The sequence below is a fragment of the Streptomyces sp. NPDC058145 genome (genome assembly GCF_042884245.1).
Classification (GTDB): domain Bacteria; phylum Actinomycetota; class Actinomycetes; order Streptomycetales; family Streptomycetaceae; genus Streptomyces.
In genome coordinates this window covers 264,433-283,202 of sequence record NZ_JBHVUH010000004.1, presented here as the reverse complement: position 1 = coordinate 283,202, position 18,770 = coordinate 264,433, and the positions used below count along the sequence as shown (strand labels likewise).

Below are 18,770 nucleotides of genomic sequence, written 5' to 3'. Positions count from 1 at the left end.
TGGGAATACACCGAGGGCCGCCGCACCTGGTGGATGCGGCGGCCCCACGTTTCACGTGAAACGCGCTTGGCGGGCGAAATGACCACCAAGCGGTCAAACCGGAGAGCTAGCCGGTCTGGCCCGAGAAAAGGCCTCCGTTGCCATTGCCTCTGGTATTGCCGGTACCGGTCGTGTCCGTGACCGTGGGCGTGGGCGTCGTACCTCCGTCCGTCCCGCCCGTGGTCGTGCCACCATTACTGCCGTTGCAGTTGTTGCCCCAGCCCCACTGGCAGGTCTCGCTGGCCGACGGCGAGGGGGACGGGGACGTCAGGCTCGGTGACGGGCTGGGCGAGTCGCTCGGCGTCTGGCTCGGCGTGATGGTGACCGACGGGGTCGGGGCGGGCGCACCGGCTTCGTCATGCACCTTGCCGATCTTGATCGCGTCCGGGAAGCCGGGGTCGTTCGCGTTCTTCAGTGCGGCCTTCATGTACTCGGTCCACACCTGCGTCGGGATGTCACCACCGTGGATGGAGTCCTTGCCCGCGGTGCCGTTCATGGAGAGCAACTTGTGGTTCTTGGGGTTCTCCCGGAACATCGCCACCGAGGTCGACAGCTGCTGGGTGTAGCCGACGAACCAGGCCGACTTGTTCTTGTCGGTGGTACCGGTCTTGCCCGCCGCCGTACGGCCCAGGGCCTTGGCGTTCTGAGCCGTACCGTTCTGGATGACGTTCTGCAGGACATCCGTGACGTTGTTGGCGATGTTCGACTCCATCGCCTGCTTGACCTTGGGCCTGGTGAAGCCGGGCTGTTCCACGCCGTCCTTCTTGACGGCGGTCACCGAGTACGGATCCGCCTGCTTGCCGGACGCGGCGAAGGTCGCGTAGGCGTCGGCCATGCGGATCGCACTGGGGGTGGAGGTACCGATGGCGAACGACGGGTTGAGGTCCACCGACATGCTCTGGTCGAGAATGCCGGCCGAGCGGGCGACGTCGCGGACGTGTGACATGCCGACATCGACGCCCAACTGCACGAAGGGTGTGTTGATGGACTGCTCCATCGCCTTGCGCAGGGTGATGTAACCCCACGGGTGAGGGCTCTCGTTCTTCTGGAAGAAGAACGAGTTGTCCTTGGTGAGGTAGTACGACCCGTCCGGCTTCTTCACCTTGAGGTGGTCGTTGCCGTTGTACTTGCTCAACGGCGAGATGCCTTCTCCGCCGGAGTCGTACGTGCCGTACTGCATGGCCGCGGCCAGTACGAATGGCTTCCACGTCGAACCGACGGGGACACCCTGGGTGTCGGCGTTGTTCGTGAAGTGACCGTTCTCGTAGCCGTCACCGCCGTAGAGAGCGACGATCGCACCACTGTCGGGGACCACTGACGCCGCACCGAACTGGACGTACTTGTCGAGCTCACGCTTCGGGTTGAGCCGCTCCTTCTGGATCTTCTTCACTGCGGCGCTCAGGGCATTGACCTTGTCCTTCTTGAAGGTCGTGTAGATCTGGTAGCCGCCCCTGTCGAACTCCTGCTCAGAGATGTTCGAGTGGTTCAGGACGTACTTCTTCGCCGTGTCGGCCAGATAGCTGATCTGGCCGGTCATGCCCTTGGTCGCCTTGCGGTCCTGGGGCATGGGGTACTTCCTGATGGCCTCCTGGTACTGGGCGTCGGTGAGGCGCTTGTCCTTGTGCATCTCGCCGAGGATCCAGGACCACCGCTCCTCCGACCGCTTGCGATTGGCACTGGCCGTCGCCGCCTTGTCGAGGTTCTCGTTGCCCGCAGGGTCGTAGTACGTCGCTCCCTTGAGCAGTGCCGCGAGGACGGCACACTCGCTGGGCTTGAGATCGACGGCGTCCTTGTTGTAGTAGGTCCGGGCGGCGGCCTGGATGCCATAGGCGCCACGGCCGTAGTACGAGGTGTTGAGGTAGCCCTGGAGAATCTGCGGCTTCTTGAGCTTCGTCCCCACCTTGATGGAGATGAACATCTCCTTGAACTTACGGGTGACGGTCTGGTCCTGGCTGAGGTACGTGTTCTTGACGTACTGCTGGGTGATCGTGGAACCACCCTGCGTCTGACCGCCTCGGGCCATGTTGCCCAGGGCACGCGCGATACCCATGGGGTCGACGCCCGAGTCCTGGTAGAAGCTCTTGTTCTCGGCCGAGATCACCGCGTACTGCATGGCCTCGGGGATCTTGTCGATGGTGACGTTCTGACGGTTCACACCCGTGCCCGTCGCGACCATCTGAGAGCCGTCGGCCCAGTAGTAGACGTTGTTCTGGGACTTGGCCGCATCGTTCTCATTGGGGATGGAGACCATCGCGTAGCCCACGCCGACCATGGCCACAAGGCTGCCGACGAAGCCGATGAACAACCCGGTGACGAGCTTCCACGAAGGCACCCAGCGGTGCCATCCGTCCTTGTTGTGGCGTGGGTAGTTGATCAAACGCTTCTTGGCGGGCGTGCCCGCACGGCCGCGTCCGGGGCCGGTCGGTTCGCCGACCCTGCGCCGGCCGCCGCCTCTCTGCGCCGCCCGGCGAGCCTCGGCACGGCTGCCGTAGGAGCGCCCTTCACCCCCTGCGTCATAGGAGTCCGACCCATAGGAAGGGGACCCATAGGAGTCGGCTGAGGACCCGGTGGCGCCTCGCGGTGCCGCGCGGCGGCCGGAGGCCGGGCCGGGCTGGCCGCGTCGGGCCGCGGCACGTCCGCCTCCCTGCGGCTGCGGCGGTTTGCGACGGTGCTCGCTCATCGAACGATTACTCCTCGGGCAGGCGCACCCTTGCGCGCCTGGAAACGGCGGCTGGTTTCCGGTCCCCCCGAAGTACGGATGTGGTCGGTTCCGCATTCACCCGTACTACTCCGGGGACGAGGACGCCCCCCAGGCGTCACTCGGTTCCCGCTGATGTGCATGCCGCACAGACTACGCACCGCCAAAACCCGCCGAGTCCCGAAGTTCATCCCAAAACAGGCAACTTGCCTCCTACGAATCGGCGATGTGATCCCGTTCACCGTCCTCCCCCTTGTCGCGTGCGGAAGGCCGTTCTATCGTCGTGATGTATCGAGTCGATACATCAGTGTGAGATAAAGACGCGACGGACCGAGAGGAGGCGATCATGAGCCGTCGTTCCGGCATCCTTGAGTTCGCCGTCCTCGGCCTGCTGCGCGAGTCCCCGATGCACGGCTATGAGCTGCGCAAACGACTCAACACGTCACTGGGTGTGTTCCGGGCGTTCAGCTACGGAACCCTGTACCCCTGCCTCAAGACGCTGCTCGCCAACGGCTGGTTGATCGAGGAACCGGGCAGCACCCATGAGGACGCCCTGGCCGCTCCCCTCACCGGGCGCCGCGCCAAAATCGTCTACCGGTTGACGGCAGAAGGTAAGGAACACTTCGAGGAGCTGCTCTCGCAGACCGGCCCCGACGCGTACGAGGACGAGCACTTCGCCGCACGGTTCGCCTTCTTCGGGCAGACCTCGCGGGATGTGCGCATGCGCGTGCTGGAGGGCCGGCGCAGCCGCCTGGAGGAGCGTCTGGAGAAGATGAGTGCCTCCCTGGCGCGCACCAGGGAGCGCCTCGACGACTACACGCTTGAGCTCCAGCGCCACGGAATGGAGTCCGTGGAGCGCGAAGTGCGCTGGCTGAATGAGCTCATCGAGAGCGAGCGGGCCGGGCGGGACCTGAAGGGTTCCGCGTCCGGAGGGTCCGCTCAGCAGGACACCACCACTGGATCGACGGGCGGCCTGCCCCGTACCGGAGAGCACTTCGGTACGGATACGCCCGGCGACACCGCCACGTGAGTCCCACTCAGGGCCTCACTCGTACACACAGGGAGCAACCGGAATGGGTTCGGTTCGCGTAGCCGTCGTCGGCGTGGGCAACTGCGCCGCGTCGCTGGTGCAGGGAGTCGAGTACTACAAGGACGCCGACCCGGCGTCGAAGGTGCCCGGCCTGATGCACGTGCAGTTCGGTGACTACCACGTGCGGGACGTCGAGTTCGTCGCCGCGTTCGACGTCGACGCGAAGAAGGTCGGCCTCGACCTCTCGGACGCCATCGGTGCCAGCGAGAACAACACCATCAAGATCTGCGACGTCCCGAACAAGGGCGTCACGGTCCAGCGTGGCCACACCCTCGACGGTCTGGGCAAGTACTACCGCCTGACCATCGAGGAGTCCGCCGAGGAGCCCGTGGACGTCGTCCAGGTCCTCAAGGACAAGCAGGTCGACGTTCTCGTCTGCTACCTGCCCGTGGGCTCCGAGGACGCGGCGAAGTTCTACGCCCAGTGCGCCATCGACGCCAAGGTCGGCTTCGTCAACGCTCTCCCGGTCTTCATCGCCGGCACCAAGGAGTGGGCGGACAAGTTCACCGAGGCCGGCGTGCCGATCGTCGGTGACGACATCAAGTCCCAGGTCGGCGCCACCATCACGCACCGCGTGATGGCGAAGCTGTTCGAAGACCGCGGTGTCCGCCTTGAGCGCACGATGCAGCTGAACGTCGGCGGCAACATGGACTTCAAGAACATGCTCGAGCGCGACCGCCTCGAGTCGAAGAAGATCTCCAAGACGCAGGCCGTCACCTCCCAGATCCCCGACCGGGACCTCGGCGAGAAGAACGTCCACATCGGCCCGTCCGACTACGTCGCGTGGCTCGACGACCGCAAGTGGGCGTACGTCCGCCTCGAGGGCCGCGCCTTCGGTGACGTCCCGCTGAACCTGGAATACAAGCTTGAGGTCTGGGACTCCCCGAACTCCGCGGGTGTCATCATCGACGCGCTGCGCGCCGCGAAGATCGCCAAGGACCGCGGCATCGGCGGCCCGATCCTGTCGGCTTCCAGCTACTTCATGAAGTCCCCGCCGGTCCAGTACTTCGACGACGAGGCCTACGAGAACGTCGAGAAGTTCATCCGCGGCGAGGTCGAGCGCTAAGCACGGGTCCGGCCGTTCAGCACGCCGAAGAGAACGCTCCTGCCAGGGCTGCGAAGGGTCCCCGGGTCTCTCGACCCGGGGACCCTTCGCATATGTGAGGGTGGGGCCCATGCCCGTCGTCCGTGACCTGCGCATCCTGCTGCGTCTGCGGGACTTCCGCCGCCTGCTGACCGTGCGCCTGCTGTCCCAGGGAGCCGACGGCGTCTACCAGATCGCACTGGCCGCGTACGTCGTCTTCTCCCCGGAGAAACAGACCTCGGCGGCGGCGATCGCCTCGGCGATGGCGGTCCTGCTGCTGCCCTACTCGTTGGTCGGCCCCTTCGCCGGCGTACTGCTGGACCGCTGGCGGCGCCGCCAGGTCTTCGTGTACGGCAACCTGCTGCGCGCCCTGCTGGCGGGAGCCACCGCCGTACTGATGGTCAGCCATGTGCCGAACTGGCTGTTCTACGCCTCCGCGCTGTGCGTCACGGCCGTCAACCGTTTCGTCCTCGCCGGGCTGTCGGCCGCGCTGCCGCACGTGGTCGACACCGAGCGCCTGGTGATCGCCAACTCCTTGTCGCCTACGGCGGGGACGCTCGCCGCGACGGCAGGGGGCGGTCTCGCCTTCATGGTCCGGCTGGCGGCGTCGGACTCCGATGCCGCGGTGGTACTGCTGGGGGCCTTTCTCTATCTGTGTGCGGCACTGACCGCCCTGAGCATGGCTCCCGCTCTGCTCGGTCCCGACCGGGAGCCCGCACAGCCCCACCTACGGACCGCGCTCCTCGACACCGCACGCGACCTGCTCTCGGCCGTCCGGCACCTGGCCGCACCCCGCCGCCGGGAGGCGGCCTGGGCGCTGGCCGCCATGACGCTGATGCGTTTCTGCTACGGAGCGCTCCTCGTACTGCTGCTCATGCTGTGCCGCTACGCCCTCTCCGCGACCCCCGAGGAAGGACTGCGGCTGCTCGGACTCGGTCTGGCCGTGTCCGGTGCGGGCTTCTTCGCGGCCGCCGTGGTGACACCCTGGGCGGTGGGACGGCTCGGGCCGGGCCGTTGGATCGCGGTGTGCGCCGGCACGGCCACCGTGCTGGAGCCCGCGCTCGGCCTCCCGTTCGCCACGGGCCCACTCCTGGTGGCCGCTTTCGTTCTCGGCCTGATCACCCAGGGAGCCAAGATCGCTACGGACACCGTCGTCCAGGCGTCGGTGGAGGACGCCTTCAGGGGCCGGATCTTCGCGGTGTACGACGTCCTCTTCAACATCGCTTTCGTTGGCGCCGCCGGAGTCGCCGCGCTGATGCTCCCGCCGGACGGGCGCTCGGCTCTGCTGGTGGTTCTCGTCGCACTGATCTATGGCGGGGTGGCCGTGGGCATGGCCCGCTTCGAACGCCACCGCGGCCGGAACAGCCGAGGGGGCGATGTTTCACGTGAAACATCGCCCCCTCGGTAGGGCAGCGGGGTCGTGTTTCACGTGAAACACGACCCCACCCCGCCGCACCTCAGCCTTGTCCGGCCCACCATTCCTTGAGGGCCGCCATCGCCTCGTCGTGCGCCATCGGACCGTTCTCCAAGCGCAGCTCCAGCATGTGCTGGTACGCCTTGCCGATGACGGGGCCAGGGCCCACGCCCAGGATCTCCATGATCTGGTTGCCATCGAGGTCCGGGCGGATCGCGTCCAACTGCTCCTGCTCCTGTAGCTGGCCGATGCGCTCCTCCAGGCCGTCATAGGCCCGCGACAGCGCGACCGCCTTCCGCTTGTTGCGCGTCGTGCAGTCGGACCGGGTCAGCTTGTGCAGGCGATTCAGCAGCGGGCCCGCATCACGGACGTAGCGCCGCACTGCCGAGTCCGTCCACTCGCCGGTGCCGTAGCCGTGGAAGCGCAGGTGGAGCTCAACGAGTCGTGAGACATCCTTCACCAGCTCGTTCGAGTACTTCAGAGCCGTCATTCGCTTCTTGGTCATCTTCGCGCCGACCATTTCATGGTGATGGAACGAGACGCGGCCGTCCTTCTCGAAACGCCGGGTACGCGGCTTGCCGATGTCGTGGAGCAGCGCGGCCAGGCGGAGCGTGAGATCCGGCCCTTCCTGCTCCAGCGCGATCGCCTGCTCCAGCACGATCAGCGTGTGCTCGTAGACATCCTTGTGCCGGTGGTGCTCGTCACTCTCCAGCCGCAGAGCCGGCAGCTCGGGCAGGACATGGTCGGCCAGCCCGGTGTCGACCAGAAGGGCCAGGCCCTTGCGCGGCTGCTCGGAGAGGATCAGCTTGTTCAGCTCGTCCCGGACCCGCTCGGCGGAGACGATCTCGATCCGCCCGGACATCTCCGTCATCGCGGTGACGACCTCGGGAGCGACCTCGAAGTCCAGCTGGGCGGCGAACCGGGCGGCCCGCATCATCCGCAGCGGATCGTCCGAGAACGACTCCTCGGGCGTACTCGGGGTGCGCAGAACCTGGGTCGCGAGGTCCTGAAGGCCACCGTGCGGGTCGATGAACTCCTTCTCCGGCAGCGCCACGGCCATCGCGTTGACAGTGAAGTCGCGACGGACGAGGTCCTCCTCGATCGAGTCGCCGTAGGACACCTCGGGCTTGCGTGAGGTGCGGTCGTACGCCTCCGACCGGTAGGTGGTGATCTCGATCTGGAACTGCCAGTCGGTGTCCGCGACACGGGCACTCTTCTGCGCGCCGACCGTCCCGAAGGCGATCCCCACCTCCCAGACGGCGTCCGCCCACGGCCGCACGATCGTCAGTACGTCCTCGGGACGCGCGTCGGTGGTGAAGTCCAGGTCGTTGCCGAGCCGGCCGAGCAGCGCGTCCCGGACCGAGCCGCCCACCAGGGCGAGCGAGAACCCGGCCGCCTGGAAACGGCGGGCAAGGTCGTCGGCGACGGGGGCCACCCGCAGCAGCTCGCTGACCGCGCGGTGCTGCGCCTGGCTCAGGGCAGAGGGAGTGTCTTCGTTGGCGTTCGGCACAACAGAAGAGGGTACGTGGCCGAGGCGGCCCGGGTCGCCTCCATTGAGCGGCGCGGACACCTCCCGGCATACCCGCACAAGCGCTGTGCTTACGGCGTACAAGCGCTCTCCCCTCGATACTGGATATAGAGGACGTGGCGCCGCCGCTCCCGGGTCTTGCGGAGCAGACCGCGGCACTTCCACTCAGCGCGCCTCGTTACCATGCGTGGACGCACATTCCGACGACCACTGACGACGACGAGGGACGGGCGAGCGCGTGGCCGAGGCGGCTGACTTCCTGGGGACCAGTGCCTCACCTGCCCGCCGGTGGCTGCGGCGCACCGGAGCACTGCTGGCTGGTGTGCCGCTGCTGGCGGGGCTCCTCCAGCTGCCCGCCGCGGCGCCCGCACAGGCCGCCTCATCGAGCCCGGTGTCCGTCTCCCTGGACTCGCTCAGCCCGGGCGCCCCGACGGACGGGGACACGGTGACCGTGTCCGGGACGGTGACGAACACCGGCAAGCAGAACGTCACCGGCGCACATGTCGGCTTGCGGGTGGGCCCCCTGCTCAACACCCGCTCGGCGATCGACGCCGTCTCCCGGCACTCCGACGACCTCCGTACCCGCACCGGCCCCGAGGTCGGCGGCAAGTACGTGGAGAAGTTCGCCAAGCTCGCGCCCGGCGTCGCGCAGCACTTCAGCATCTCCGTCCCGGTGGACCAGCTCGACCTCGGCCAGGACGGCGTCTACGAGTTCGGTGTGGCCCTGTCCGGCCAGACCTCCGCCCAGCCCTGGGACCAGGTGCTCGGCATCCAGCGGACGTTCCTGCCGTGGCAGCCGTCCGATGCTGACACCAAGACCAGGACCACCTTCCTGTGGCCGCTGATCTCCACGTCCCACATGACGGCGAGGACGGGCCCCGGTGAGCTGCAGACGCCGGTCTTCCTCAACGACGACCTGGCCAAGGAGATCGCACCGGGCGGCCGGCTGGCGCAGATGCTGGACCTGGGTAAGGACCTCGACGTCACCTATGTGATCGACCCGGACCTGCTGGCCTCGGTGGACGCCATGGCGGGCAGCTACCGGCTCCAGGGCGAGGACGGCACCACCACGGCCGGCCCGCACCAGGCGGTCGCCAAGCAGTGGCTGGCCAAGCTGCAGAAGGCCGTCGTGGGCAAGGAGGTCGTCGCCCTGCCCTTCGCCGACCCGGACCTGGCCTCCCTGGCGCACCGCGGTACCAGCGTCACCGGCTCACTCAGCCACCTCAAGGACGCCACCGACGTCGCCGCCACCACCGTGAAGACCGTGCTTCACGTCACACCGACGACCGATTTCGCTTGGCCCGTGGAAGGCGCCATCGACCCGTCGATCATGAAGGTCGCCACCTCCGCCGGAGCCGACCGCGTGATCGCCCGCAGCGACAGCCTCCAGGAGACCGCCGGACTGCCATACACCCCGTCCGCGGCTCGCCCGGTCGGCGGCGGTACCACGGCGGTGGTCTCCGACGCACGGCTGTCCACGGCCTTCAAGGACGACCTGACCAAGGCCGGCTCGGCGACGCTCGCCGTCCAGCAGTTCCTGGCGCAGAGCCTGGAGGTGAACGCGCAGACGGACGCGCAGCGCAGCATCGTGGTCGCTCCGCAGCGTATGCCGTCGGCGAGCCAGGCGCAGGCGATGGCGAAGGCGGTGAAGGAGCTCCAGGGCGGCACCTGGTCCCAGGCGCAGAACCTCACCGCGGCCGCCAAGGCCAAGCCGGACCCCGACGCCACCACCCGCATCCCGTCGACGTCCGCCTACCCCTCCTCGCTGCGCAAGCGGGAGCTCCCGAGGACGGCCTTCGAACAGATCGCGCGCACGCAGGACAAGCTCGACAACTTCAAGGTGGTCCTCAGCGACCAGTCCCGGGTGATCACCCCGTTCGGGCGGGCCATAAACCGTGAGATGTCCACGTCCTGGCGCGGCCGCGGTGCCGAGGCGGACAGCTCCCGGGGCGACGTCGAGGCCTGGCTCGACGAGTTGGCCGACCAGGTCAAGCTGATCGACAAGTCCGAGACGAAGCTCTCCGGACGCAGCGCCACCATCCCGGTGACCGTCCAGAACAACCTCGTGCAGCCCGTGAGCCATCTGGTCCTGCGGCTCACCTCGACGATGCCGACCCGCCTGAAGATCGGCGGCAAGGCCTACGACGAGCAACCCGTCGAGGTCTCCGGCGGCCACAGCCAGTCCGTGAAGTTCCCCACCGCGGCCAACGCCAACGGCCGCGTCACGGTCATCGCCCAGCTCTACACCCAGGACGGCCAGGAGTACGGCGACCCGGTCAGCTTCGACGTGAAGGTCACCGAGGTCACCCCCACCGTCATGCTGGTCATCGGCGGCGGTGTGCTCCTGCTCGTCCTGGCCGGGTTCCGGATGTACACCCAGCGCAAGCGCGCGGCTGCCCGTCGGGCGGACGACGACGGTCCTGGCGCGGAGGGTGGCGAGACCGACGACGATCCGGGGAACCCCGACGCCCCCGGGGACCGTCTCCCCGACGAGTCCGACGCCCCGTCCGGGGCGGAGGACCCGGAGCAGCCGAGTGACCCTGCGCCGGACACCGCACCGGAAAACACCGACCCGTCCGGGACGGGTGAGAGAGTGGACCGTTGAGCTATGTCGTGGCCGGTGTGGCCCGGGACGATGAGGTGGGGTAACCATGAACGCGCCGTACGACGGTGATCGCGGCCAGGGCGCGGCCGGCTCGGGCTACCCCGAGCCGCCGCCCGAGCCCGGCCAGGTGCCGCCGCAGCACGCGACGGACATGTACCTGCAGGACGCCTACGACCAGGACCCCTACCGGGCGCAGGACCTCGCCGCCCAGGACCCGGTCGCCGAGGCGCTGTACGACCGTGCCGCGCACCCGCCGCCGCCCCCGGGCACGTACGAGCAGCAGCAGCCGCTGTACGCCCCGCCGGCCCAGTCGCCGCACGCGCCGGACCCACAGGTCTGGGCGCAGACCCCGGCGCCGGAGCCCGACGGCGCGGCCCCGTACCTGCCCTACGGCGACGATCCCCGCACGACGCAGTTCGTGGGCGTGGACGACCTGGTCACGCACTCCGGTGAGGAGTACCACGAGCCGGGCGCCTTCGCGCACCTCTTCCGGGACCAGCAGCAGGGCGGTGGGCCCACGCCGATGGATCCCCCTGCCGTCCCAGGCCCGGCCGCGAGTCCGGGCACCGGTCAGCGCCCCGCGGACCCCTACCCGGCTCCGCCGCACGCTCAGAGCCCGCAGCACCCGAACCGGTACGCGGACGCCTCGTACCAGGCCGGACCCACCGCTCCCGGCGGCCCCGCGCCGTCTTCGGTGCCGGCCCCGGCCGCGGTTCCCGAGCCCGCCGGTGCGGCCGCCACCGCGACGGCCGCCCCGCCCGTCCCGAAGAAGGGCGGGAAGGCAGCGGGGCTGCTGAAGTCCAGCGCGGTCATGGCGGCGGGCACGATGGTCTCCCGGCTCACCGGGTTCGTCCGCTCCGCGCTGATCGCCGCCGCACTGGGTCTCGGCCTGCTCGCCGACTCGTTCCAGGTGGCCTACCAGCTGCCCACGATGATCTACATCCTCACCGTCGGTGGTGGCCTCAACTCCGTCTTCGTGCCGCAGCTGGTGCGCTCCATGAAGGAGGACGAGGACGGCGGCGAGGCCTTCGCCAACCGCCTGCTGACCCTCGTGATGGTGGCCCTGGCCGCGCTGACCGGTCTCGCGATGTTCGCGGCGCCGTTGCTGGTGCGGCTGCTGTCTCCCACCATCGCGGACGACCCGGCGGCCAACGAGGTCGCGGTCACGTTCACCCGTTACTTCCTGCCCTCGATCTTCTTCATGGGCATCCACGTGGTGATGGGTCAGATCCTGAACGCACGCGGCAAGTTCGGCGCGATGATGTGGACCCCGGTCCTGAACAACATCGTCATCATCATCTCGCTCGGCATGTTCATCTGGGTCTACGGCACCGCGGCCAACTCCCACCTGGCCGTCGAGAGCATCCCGCCCCAGGGCCAGCGGCTGCTCGGCGCCGGTGTGCTGCTCGGTCTTGTGGTGCAGTCGCTCGCGATGATCCCGTATCTGCGGGAGACCGGGTTCCGGATCCGGCTGCGCTTCGACTGGAGGGGCCAGGGCCTCGGCAAGGCCGCGATGCTCGCCAAGTGGACGGTCCTGTTCGTGCTCGCCAACCAGTTGGGTGCCATGGTCGTGACCCAGCTGTCCACCGCCGCGGGTGACGACTCCGGTGTCAAGGGAACCGGCTTCGCCGCCTACGCCAACGCCCAGCTGATCTGGGGTCTGCCGCAGGCCATCATCACGGTGTCCCTGATGGCGGCGCTGCTGCCGCGCATCTCGCGCTCGGCCGCCGAGGGCGACGGCGGAGCCGTCCGCGACGACATCTCCCAGGGGCTGCGCACCACCGCGGTCGCCATCGTGCCCATCGCCTTCGGCTTCCTCGCGCTCGGCATCCCGATGTGCACGCTGATCTTCGGCTCGGCGGGCATCAGCTCGGCCACCAACATGGGTTACATGCTGATGGCCTTCGGCCTCGGCCTGATCCCGTACTCGGTGCAGTACGTCGTCCTGCGCGCCTTCTACGCGTACGAGGACACCCGCACCCCCTTCTACAACACCGTCATCGTGGCGGCGGTCAACGCCGCTGTCTCGGGGCTCTGCTACTTCCTGCTGCCGTCCCGCTGGGCGGTGGCGGGCATGGCCGCCGCGTACGGCCTCGCCTACGCGATCGGGGTGGGTGTCGCCTGGCGGCGGCTGCGCAAGCGGCTCGGCGGTGACCTGGACGGCGCCCGGGTGCTGCGGACCTACGCCCGGCTCGGCATCGCCTCGGTGCCGGCGGCTCTGCTCAGCGGTGCGGCCTGCTACGGCATCGGGCACACCCTCGGCCAGGGCGTCGTCGGTTCGTTCGCCGCGCTGATCGCCGGTGGCGCGGTCCTGCTCGGCGTCTTCTTCGTCGCCGCCCGCAAGATGCGGATCGAGGAACTCAACTCGCTCGTGGGTATGGTCCGCGGGCGTCTGGGGCGCTGAGGCGGGGGTAGGCGCACAACCATCGTCCTGGGCTGTGTGTCGTGCATAGCGGCGGACTGTGGGCACAATTGGATTCGGCGTCGGACAGCGTGCAACGGATGGGGAGGCAGGGACGACGGTGGCGGAACGGAGCACGGCTGCCGTCGACGTGGCAGACAACAGCGGTGACGAGCCGCTGACCGCGAAGGCGGACCAGTCCACGGCCGACGGGGTGGCCCAGAACCCGGAGCGGGACACGGACAGCGACGAGGCACAGGGGAGCGGCGGGACGGAGGGCCCCGGCAGGAAGGCATCGCCGCCCGAACTGCACAGCGGTCACAAGCTCGCCAGACGCTACCGTCTCGAGGAGTGCGTCACCCGTTTGGACGGATTCAGCAGTTGGCGTGCGGTCGACGAGAAACTCCGTCGTGCCGTAGGCGTCCACATTCTGCCCGCGGACCATGTGCGGGCACGGTCGGTGCTGGCCGCCGCCCGGTCCTCGGCGCTGCTCGGTGATCCGCGCTTCGTCCAGGTCCTCGACGCCGTCGAGGAGAACGACCTCGTATACGTCGTGCACGAATGGCTGCCCGACGCCACCGAACTGACCGCGCTGCTCGCGGCAGGCCCGCTGGAGCCGCACGACGCCTACCAGATGGTCACTCAGGTAGCCTCCGCCATGGCAGCCGCCCACCGCGAAGGCCTCGCCCACCTTCGGCTGAACCCGAACGCCGTCCTGCGTGCCTCCACCGGCCAGTGGCGCATCCGCGGTCTCGCCGTGAACGCGGCGCTGCGCGGCATCGGCTCCGACACCCCGCAGCGCACGGACACCGAATCCATCGGCGCCCTGCTGTACGCGGCCCTCACCCAGCGCTGGCCGTACGAGAACGACGCCTACGGCCTGGCGGGGCTGCCCAAGGACATCGGCCTGATCGCACCGGACCAGGTACGGGCCGGTGTGCACCGCGGCCTGTCCGAGCTCGCCATGAGGGCCCTGGTAAACGACGGCGCCACCGCCTCGCGCCACGAGGCCGCGTGCACCACACCGGAGGAACTGGTCAAGGCGATCGGTGAGATGCCCCGCATCCGCCCGCCGGAGCCGGCCTTCACCGCGCCGCCGGAGTACCAGCGCACCACGTACCAGCAGGGCACCTACGGGCGCCCCGCCCCGCACCCCGGCGTCACCCAGCCGCTCGCGCCCCCGCCGCCCCCGCTGCAGAGCCGCACCGGCAAGGTCCTGAAGTGGGCGGTCTCCGCCCTGCTCATCGCCGCGCTGGGCCTGGGCAGCTGGCAGCTCGCGGACGCCCTGATGGACCAGGCTGACAACTCGAACGACACCAACAACACCCAGACGCAGGACGGCGGCGACAAGAGCCCGAAGAAGCCCACGGACGGCAAGCCCATCGCCATCAAGGGGACCCGTGACTTCGACCCGTTCGGAGACCAGTCCGAGAAGCCGGCCGACATAAACAAGGTCGACGACAACAGCACTGCCTCCTACTGGCAGACGGACTTCTACCTGAGCCCGGAGTTCGGCAATCTGAAGTCGGGTGTCGGCGTCAAACTCGACCTCGGCAAGGTCCAGCAGGTCGGCCAGGTGAGCATCACCTTCGTGGGCGAGACCTCGGTCGAACTCCGCGCCGCGGACGCGAACGCGGGATCCGAGCCGACGAATTTCAACGGCTACACCAAGGTTGCCAACGGCTCGGGCACCACGGTGACGCTCAAGCCCGGCAAGTCGCTCAAGACGCAGTACCTCCTCGTGTGGTTGACCAAGCTGCCCGCGGACAACGAGGGCCACTGGCGAGGCCGAGTGGCAGACATCAAGGTGACCAGCTGAGGTCTCCACTCGGGAGGGGCCGATGGGAGATGGCGCCGGATACGGCGACGCACGGGACGAGGATCTGCTCGCCCGACACGTAGAAGGCGACCCCGATGCCTTCGCTGAGATCGTCCGACGGCATCGGGACCGGCTCTGGGCCGTGGCGCTGCGGACGCTGGGCGACCGGGAGGAAGCCGCTGACGCGGTCCAGGACGCCCTGGTGTCCGCCTACCGGGCCGCACACACCTTCCGGGGACAGTCGGCTGTCACGACCTGGCTGCACCGGATCACCGTGAATGCCTGCCTGGACCGCGCACGGAAGGCTGCCACCCGGAAGACCGCCCCAGTCGACGACACCGAGCGGCTGGAGCAGCTGCTGGAGCCGCATGAGTCCGCCTCGGCTCCCGCCGAACGGAACGATCTGCACCGGCAGCTCCTGGAGGCGCTCGGCACGCTTCCCTACGAGCAGCGCGCGGCTCTGGTCCTTGTGGACATGCAGGGCTACCCCGTCGCCGAAGCCGCCCGGATTCTCGATGTGCCGACCGGGACGGTGAAGAGCCGGTGTGCCCGGGGCAGAGCCAGGCTTCTTCCATTGCTCGGCCATCTCCGGCCCGGAAACGCCAGTGACGAAAAAGAGCCCGGTCCGGGACGGAACCGGGTGCAGGGGACATCCGTCCCACCTGCAACGGGCCTTCGCGGCAGAGATGCCGAAGGTACGGGTCCGAGTGATTCAGCCGTAGCGAAGGGCGGAGGTGGGCGAGCGTGACTTCCACGACAGACACGACCGGGCACCCGGACGTCGCGGAGATCTCCGACCTCACCGAGGACCTGCTCCCGCCGGACCGGAGCGCCGAGGTACAGCGGCACCTGGAAGGGTGCGTGCAGTGTGCGGACGTCCACGCATCGCTTGAGGAGATCCGAGGGCTGCTGGGCACTTTCGAGGCAGCCCCGCGTATGCCTGCGGATGTCGTCGGCCGCCTCGACGCCGCTCTCGCCGCCGAGGCGCCCCCGGCCCCTGACGCCGGTCACGCGCCGGTCCTGGTTTCCAAGACCGCGGCGCCGACGAGCGAGGAAAGTGGCGGTCGCGTTTCACGTGAAACATCGAGCCCGTCGGACCGCCCTGCTGGACGGTCCCCCGCGGCGACAGGTCCGGGACGCAAGGGTTCCCAGCGTGGGCGTCGCCGAAGGACCATAGTCCTGGGCTCCCTTCTCACCGCCGCGGTCCTGGGCGCCGGGTCCCTCGTCCTGCAGTCCCTGAGCAGCGGGGGCTCCGGTACGACGGCCCACGGCACGGCGGCGCCGTCCGTCGGCAGCTTCTCCGGAGACAGCGTCCAGGGCCAGGTCAAGGGTCTGCTGGCCGCGGGCAAGGCCAGGCAGCATCACTCCCATGAGCCGCGGTCGGGGGTCGAGACCGAGCAGATCAGCCCCGGGTCCACCCAGAGCGCCAACACATTGCTCCAAGCCCAGCCACCGGTCCCGGACTGTGTCCGCCAGGCGATCAACAGCCACGACGACGTCCTGGGCTCCAAGACAGGCATCTACGCCGGTAAGAGCGCCTACCTGGTCGTGGTGCCCGACGCCGACGACAGCACCCGAGTCACCGCCTATATCGTCGACGCGGAGTGCGTCCATCAGCATCCCGACTCCGCCGGCAAGGTACTGATGAAACAGTCGTTCCCCCGGTCCTGAGTTCGTCGGAGGATTCCTCGACGCCTGTGCAGTCATCCGTACCCTGTGCCATCCCCGTGTGCCCGGACACACCGGGAATGCGGACCCCCTAGGATCCGTTGGGTGGGGTGAGAGTTCCGAAAGGAGCTCCACCGGTCGACTGACACAGACCAGAGACGAGGAATCAAGCCGTGAGCGACGTCCGTAACGTGATCATCATCGGCTCCGGGCCCGCCGGCTACACGGCGGCGCTCTACACCGCGCGCGCGTCGCTGAAGCCCCTGGTGTTCGAGGGTGCCGTCACCGCCGGCGGTGCCCTGATGAACACTACCGAGGTGGAAAACTTCCCGGGCTTCCGCGACGGCATCATGGGTCCCGACCTGATGGACAACATGCGGGCCCAGGCCGAGCGCTTCGGCGCCGAGCTGATCCCGGACGACATCGTCTCCGTCGATCTGGCCGGTGAGATCAAGACCGTCACGGACACCGCCGGAACGGTCCACCAGGCCAAGGCCGTGATCGTCACGACCGGCTCCCAGCACCGCAAGCTCGGTCTGCCGAACGAGGACGCCCTCTCCGGCCGCGGTGTCTCCTGGTGCGCCACCTGTGACGGGTTCTTCTTCAAGGACCAGGACATCGCCGTGATCGGCGGTGGCGACACCGCGATGGAGGAGGCCACCTTCCTCTCCCGGTTCGCCAAGTCGGTCACGATCGTCCACCGCCGGGACACGCTGCGCGCCTCCAAGGCGATGCAGGAGCGTGCTTTCGGCGACCCGAAGATCAAGTTCGTCTGGGACAGTGAGGTCGCCGAGGTCCAGGGCGACCAGAAGCTCTCCGGGCTCAAGCTGCGCAACATCAAGACCGGCGAGCTGTCGGAGCTGCCGGTAACCGGTCTGTTCATCGCGATCGGCCACGACCCGCGCACCGAGCTCTTCAAGGGGCAGCTGGACCTCGACGAGGAGGGTTACCTGAAGGTCACCTCCCCGTCCACCCGCACCAGCGTGACCGGAGTCTTCGGCGCTGGTGACGTGGTCGATCACACCTACCGGCAGGCAATCACCGCGGCCGGCACCGGCTGCTCCGCCGCTCTCGACGCCGAGCGCTTCCTCGCCGCCCTCGCGGACGAGGACAAGGCCGAGCCCGAGAAGACCGCCGCCGTCTGAACCGCCGCCGTCTGACCCTCGCCCACCACTCCCGCCTCACCGCACGACCAAGTTAAGGAGCCCGCCGTGGCCGGCACTCTGAAGAACGTGACCGACGACTCCTTCGAGCAGGACGTCCTCAAGAACGACAAGCCCGTCCTGGTGGACTTCTGGGCCGCCTGGTGCGGACCGTGCCGCCAGATCGCCCCGTCGCTCGAGGCGATCGCCGCCGAGTACGGCGACAAGATCGAGATCGTCAAGCTCAACATCGACGAGAACCCGGGTACGGCCGCCAAGTACGGCGTCATGTCCATCCCGACCCTGAACGTCTACCAGAGCGGCGAGGTCGCAAAGACGATCGTGGGTGCCAAGCCGAAGGCCGCCATCGTGCGCGACCTCGAGGAGTTCATCGCCGAGTAGTCGGTCGACGTCGTCGAACCGGCGGCGCATGTTTCACGTGAAACACGAATGGGCCAACCCCAACGGGTTGGCCCATTCGCATGATGTGGTTTCGCTTGCTCCGCCCTCTACAGCGGCCGCAGTACCGGCTCCTTCTGAACCGCACCCAGCAGCCGGTCCAGCGCCAGCTCCACGTCTTCCTTCCAGGAGAGGGTCGAGCGAAGATCCAGGCGCAGACGAGGATGCGTGGGATGCTGCCGGACCGTCTTGAACCCCACGGCCAGGAGGTGGTCAGCGGGCAGCAGACAGGCGGGCTCCTTCCAGCGGGCATCACCGAACGCCTCGATCGCTTTGAAGCCGCGGCGAAGCAGATCCTTGGCGACCGTCTGGACCATCACCCGGCCCAGCCCCTGCCCCTGATAGCGGGGCATGATGAACGCCGTCATGAGCTGGACAGCATCCGGTGAGAGCGGACTCGTGGAAAAGGCCGTGGAGCGCGGCACGTAGGCCGGCGGCGCATAGAGCACGAAGCCGACGGGGACATCGTCTACGTAGACAACCCGACCGCACGATCCCCAGTCCAGCAGCACGGCGGAGATCCAGGATTCCTTCTCCAGCGCGGACCTACCGGCCTTTACCGCGGCCTCGCCGCTGACGGGATCCAGCTCCCAGAAGACACACGAGCGGCAGCGCCGGGGAAGGTCCTCGAGGTTGTCCAGCGTGAGCGGTACGACCCGACGCCCCATGAAAGCTGTTCCTCGCTTCCTTCGCCCGCCGCATCGCGAGCTGCTGTGAGGGCGCTCCGTTGCCTGAGCAGGCTGCCGACGAATCCGCCGACCACTCCGATGCCCAGGCCCGCGCCCACCAATCCGGTGCGGCTCATCGATCGCATGGCCCCTGT

At 68.3% G+C, this 18,770-nt stretch carries 13 protein-coding genes; 10 read left to right on the top strand and 3 right to left on the bottom strand.

Annotated features, from left to right (window positions below):
- Positions 1-106 precede the first annotated feature (106 nt).
- Positions 107-2,371 (bottom strand): transglycosylase domain-containing protein, encoded by a 2,265-nt coding sequence (locus ACFVVO_RS11235; protein ID WP_390054122.1) that lies wholly within the window; start codon positions 2,369-2,371, stop codon positions 107-109.
- 712 nt (positions 2,372-3,083) lie between these two features.
- On the opposite strand from ACFVVO_RS11235, the gene ACFVVO_RS11230 reads away from it, so the two are divergent.
- The 3 genes from ACFVVO_RS11230 (at position 3,084) to ACFVVO_RS11220 (ending at position 6,319) form a co-directional block, all read left to right on the top strand.
- On the top strand, positions 3,084-3,767 hold the full coding sequence (locus ACFVVO_RS11230; RefSeq protein WP_390053789.1) for a PadR family transcriptional regulator: 684 nt from the start codon (positions 3,084-3,086) through the stop codon (positions 3,765-3,767).
- A 43-nt stretch (positions 3,768-3,810) separates the two neighbouring features.
- Entirely contained in the window at positions 3,811-4,893 is a 1,083-nt protein-coding gene (locus ACFVVO_RS11225; RefSeq protein WP_390053787.1) for an inositol-3-phosphate synthase, read from the top strand.
- Between the two features lie 109 nt (positions 4,894-5,002).
- Positions 5,003-6,319 carry an MFS transporter gene (locus tag ACFVVO_RS11220; protein WP_390053785.1) on the top strand — a complete coding sequence of 439 codons (1,317 nt, stop codon included), beginning with the start codon at positions 5,003-5,005 and terminating at the stop codon, positions 6,317-6,319.
- A 49-nt stretch (positions 6,320-6,368) separates the two neighbouring features.
- On the opposite strand, the gene ACFVVO_RS11215 is transcribed toward ACFVVO_RS11220, so the two are convergent.
- Positions 6,369-7,835, bottom strand: coding sequence for a CCA tRNA nucleotidyltransferase (locus tag ACFVVO_RS11215; protein ID WP_390053783.1), 1,467 nt, complete (start codon positions 7,833-7,835; stop codon positions 6,369-6,371).
- A gap of 256 nt (positions 7,836-8,091) precedes the next feature.
- Between ACFVVO_RS11215 and ACFVVO_RS11210 the strand changes: the two genes are divergently transcribed.
- From ACFVVO_RS11210 to trxA, 7 genes are all read left to right on the top strand, one after another.
- Complete coding sequence (locus ACFVVO_RS11210) at positions 8,092-10,458, top strand: DUF6049 family protein (protein ID WP_390053781.1); 2,367 nt, start codon at positions 8,092-8,094, stop codon at positions 10,456-10,458.
- A gap of 46 nt (positions 10,459-10,504) precedes the next feature.
- Complete coding sequence (gene murJ / locus ACFVVO_RS11205; protein ID WP_390053779.1) at positions 10,505-12,862, top strand: murein biosynthesis integral membrane protein MurJ; 2,358 nt, start codon at positions 10,505-10,507, stop codon at positions 12,860-12,862.
- A gap of 118 nt (positions 12,863-12,980) precedes the next feature.
- A complete protein-coding gene (locus ACFVVO_RS11200) occupies positions 12,981-14,678 on the top strand; it encodes a protein kinase family protein (RefSeq protein ID WP_390053777.1) in 1,698 nt (565 codons plus the stop codon).
- A 22-nt stretch (positions 14,679-14,700) separates the two neighbouring features.
- Positions 14,701-15,426 (top strand): RNA polymerase sigma factor SigM, encoded by a 726-nt coding sequence (gene sigM, locus ACFVVO_RS11195; RefSeq protein ID WP_390053775.1) that lies wholly within the window; start codon positions 14,701-14,703, stop codon positions 15,424-15,426.
- Positions 15,423-16,349: an anti-sigma factor family protein gene (locus ACFVVO_RS11190; RefSeq protein ID WP_390053774.1), complete on the top strand. Its 927-nt coding sequence runs from the start codon at positions 15,423-15,425 to the stop codon at positions 16,347-16,349. The genes sigM and ACFVVO_RS11190 overlap by 4 nt, the downstream gene beginning before the upstream one ends.
- Positions 16,350-16,519: 170 nt before the next feature.
- Positions 16,520-17,491 (top strand): thioredoxin-disulfide reductase, encoded by a 972-nt coding sequence (gene trxB / locus ACFVVO_RS11185; protein ID WP_390053772.1) that lies wholly within the window; start codon positions 16,520-16,522, stop codon positions 17,489-17,491.
- A gap of 66 nt (positions 17,492-17,557) precedes the next feature.
- The gene (gene trxA / locus ACFVVO_RS11180) at positions 17,558-17,890 is read left to right on the top strand and encodes a thioredoxin (protein WP_199211225.1); all 333 of its coding nucleotides are present in this window, start codon (positions 17,558-17,560) and stop codon (positions 17,888-17,890) included.
- A gap of 107 nt (positions 17,891-17,997) precedes the next feature.
- Here trxA and ACFVVO_RS11175 read toward each other — a convergent pair whose 3' ends face one another.
- The gene (locus ACFVVO_RS11175) at positions 17,998-18,615 is read right to left on the bottom strand and encodes a GNAT family N-acetyltransferase (protein ID WP_390053771.1); all 618 of its coding nucleotides are present in this window, start codon (positions 18,613-18,615) and stop codon (positions 17,998-18,000) included.
- Positions 18,616-18,770: the final 155 nt, after the last annotated feature.

What these genes read in the sequence shown, in the direction of transcription:
- ACFVVO_RS11230 (WP_390053789.1), top strand. Translation starts at nt 3,084, where the DNA reads ATGAGCCGTCGTTCCGGCATCCTTGAGTTCGCCGTCCTCGGCCTGCTG.
- ACFVVO_RS11225 (WP_390053787.1), top strand. Translation starts at nt 3,811, where the DNA reads ATGGGTTCGGTTCGCGTAGCCGTCGTCGGCGTGGGCAACTGCGCCGCG.
- ACFVVO_RS11220 (WP_390053785.1), top strand. Translation starts at nt 5,003, where the DNA reads ATGCCCGTCGTCCGTGACCTGCGCATCCTGCTGCGTCTGCGGGACTTC.
- murJ (WP_390053779.1), top strand. Translation starts at nt 10,505, where the DNA reads ATGAACGCGCCGTACGACGGTGATCGCGGCCAGGGCGCGGCCGGCTCG.
- sigM (WP_390053775.1), top strand. Translation starts at nt 14,701, where the DNA reads ATGGGAGATGGCGCCGGATACGGCGACGCACGGGACGAGGATCTGCTC.
- ACFVVO_RS11175 (WP_390053771.1), bottom strand. Translation starts at nt 18,615, where the DNA reads ATGGGGCGTCGGGTCGTACCGCTCACGCTGGACAACCTCGAGGACCTT.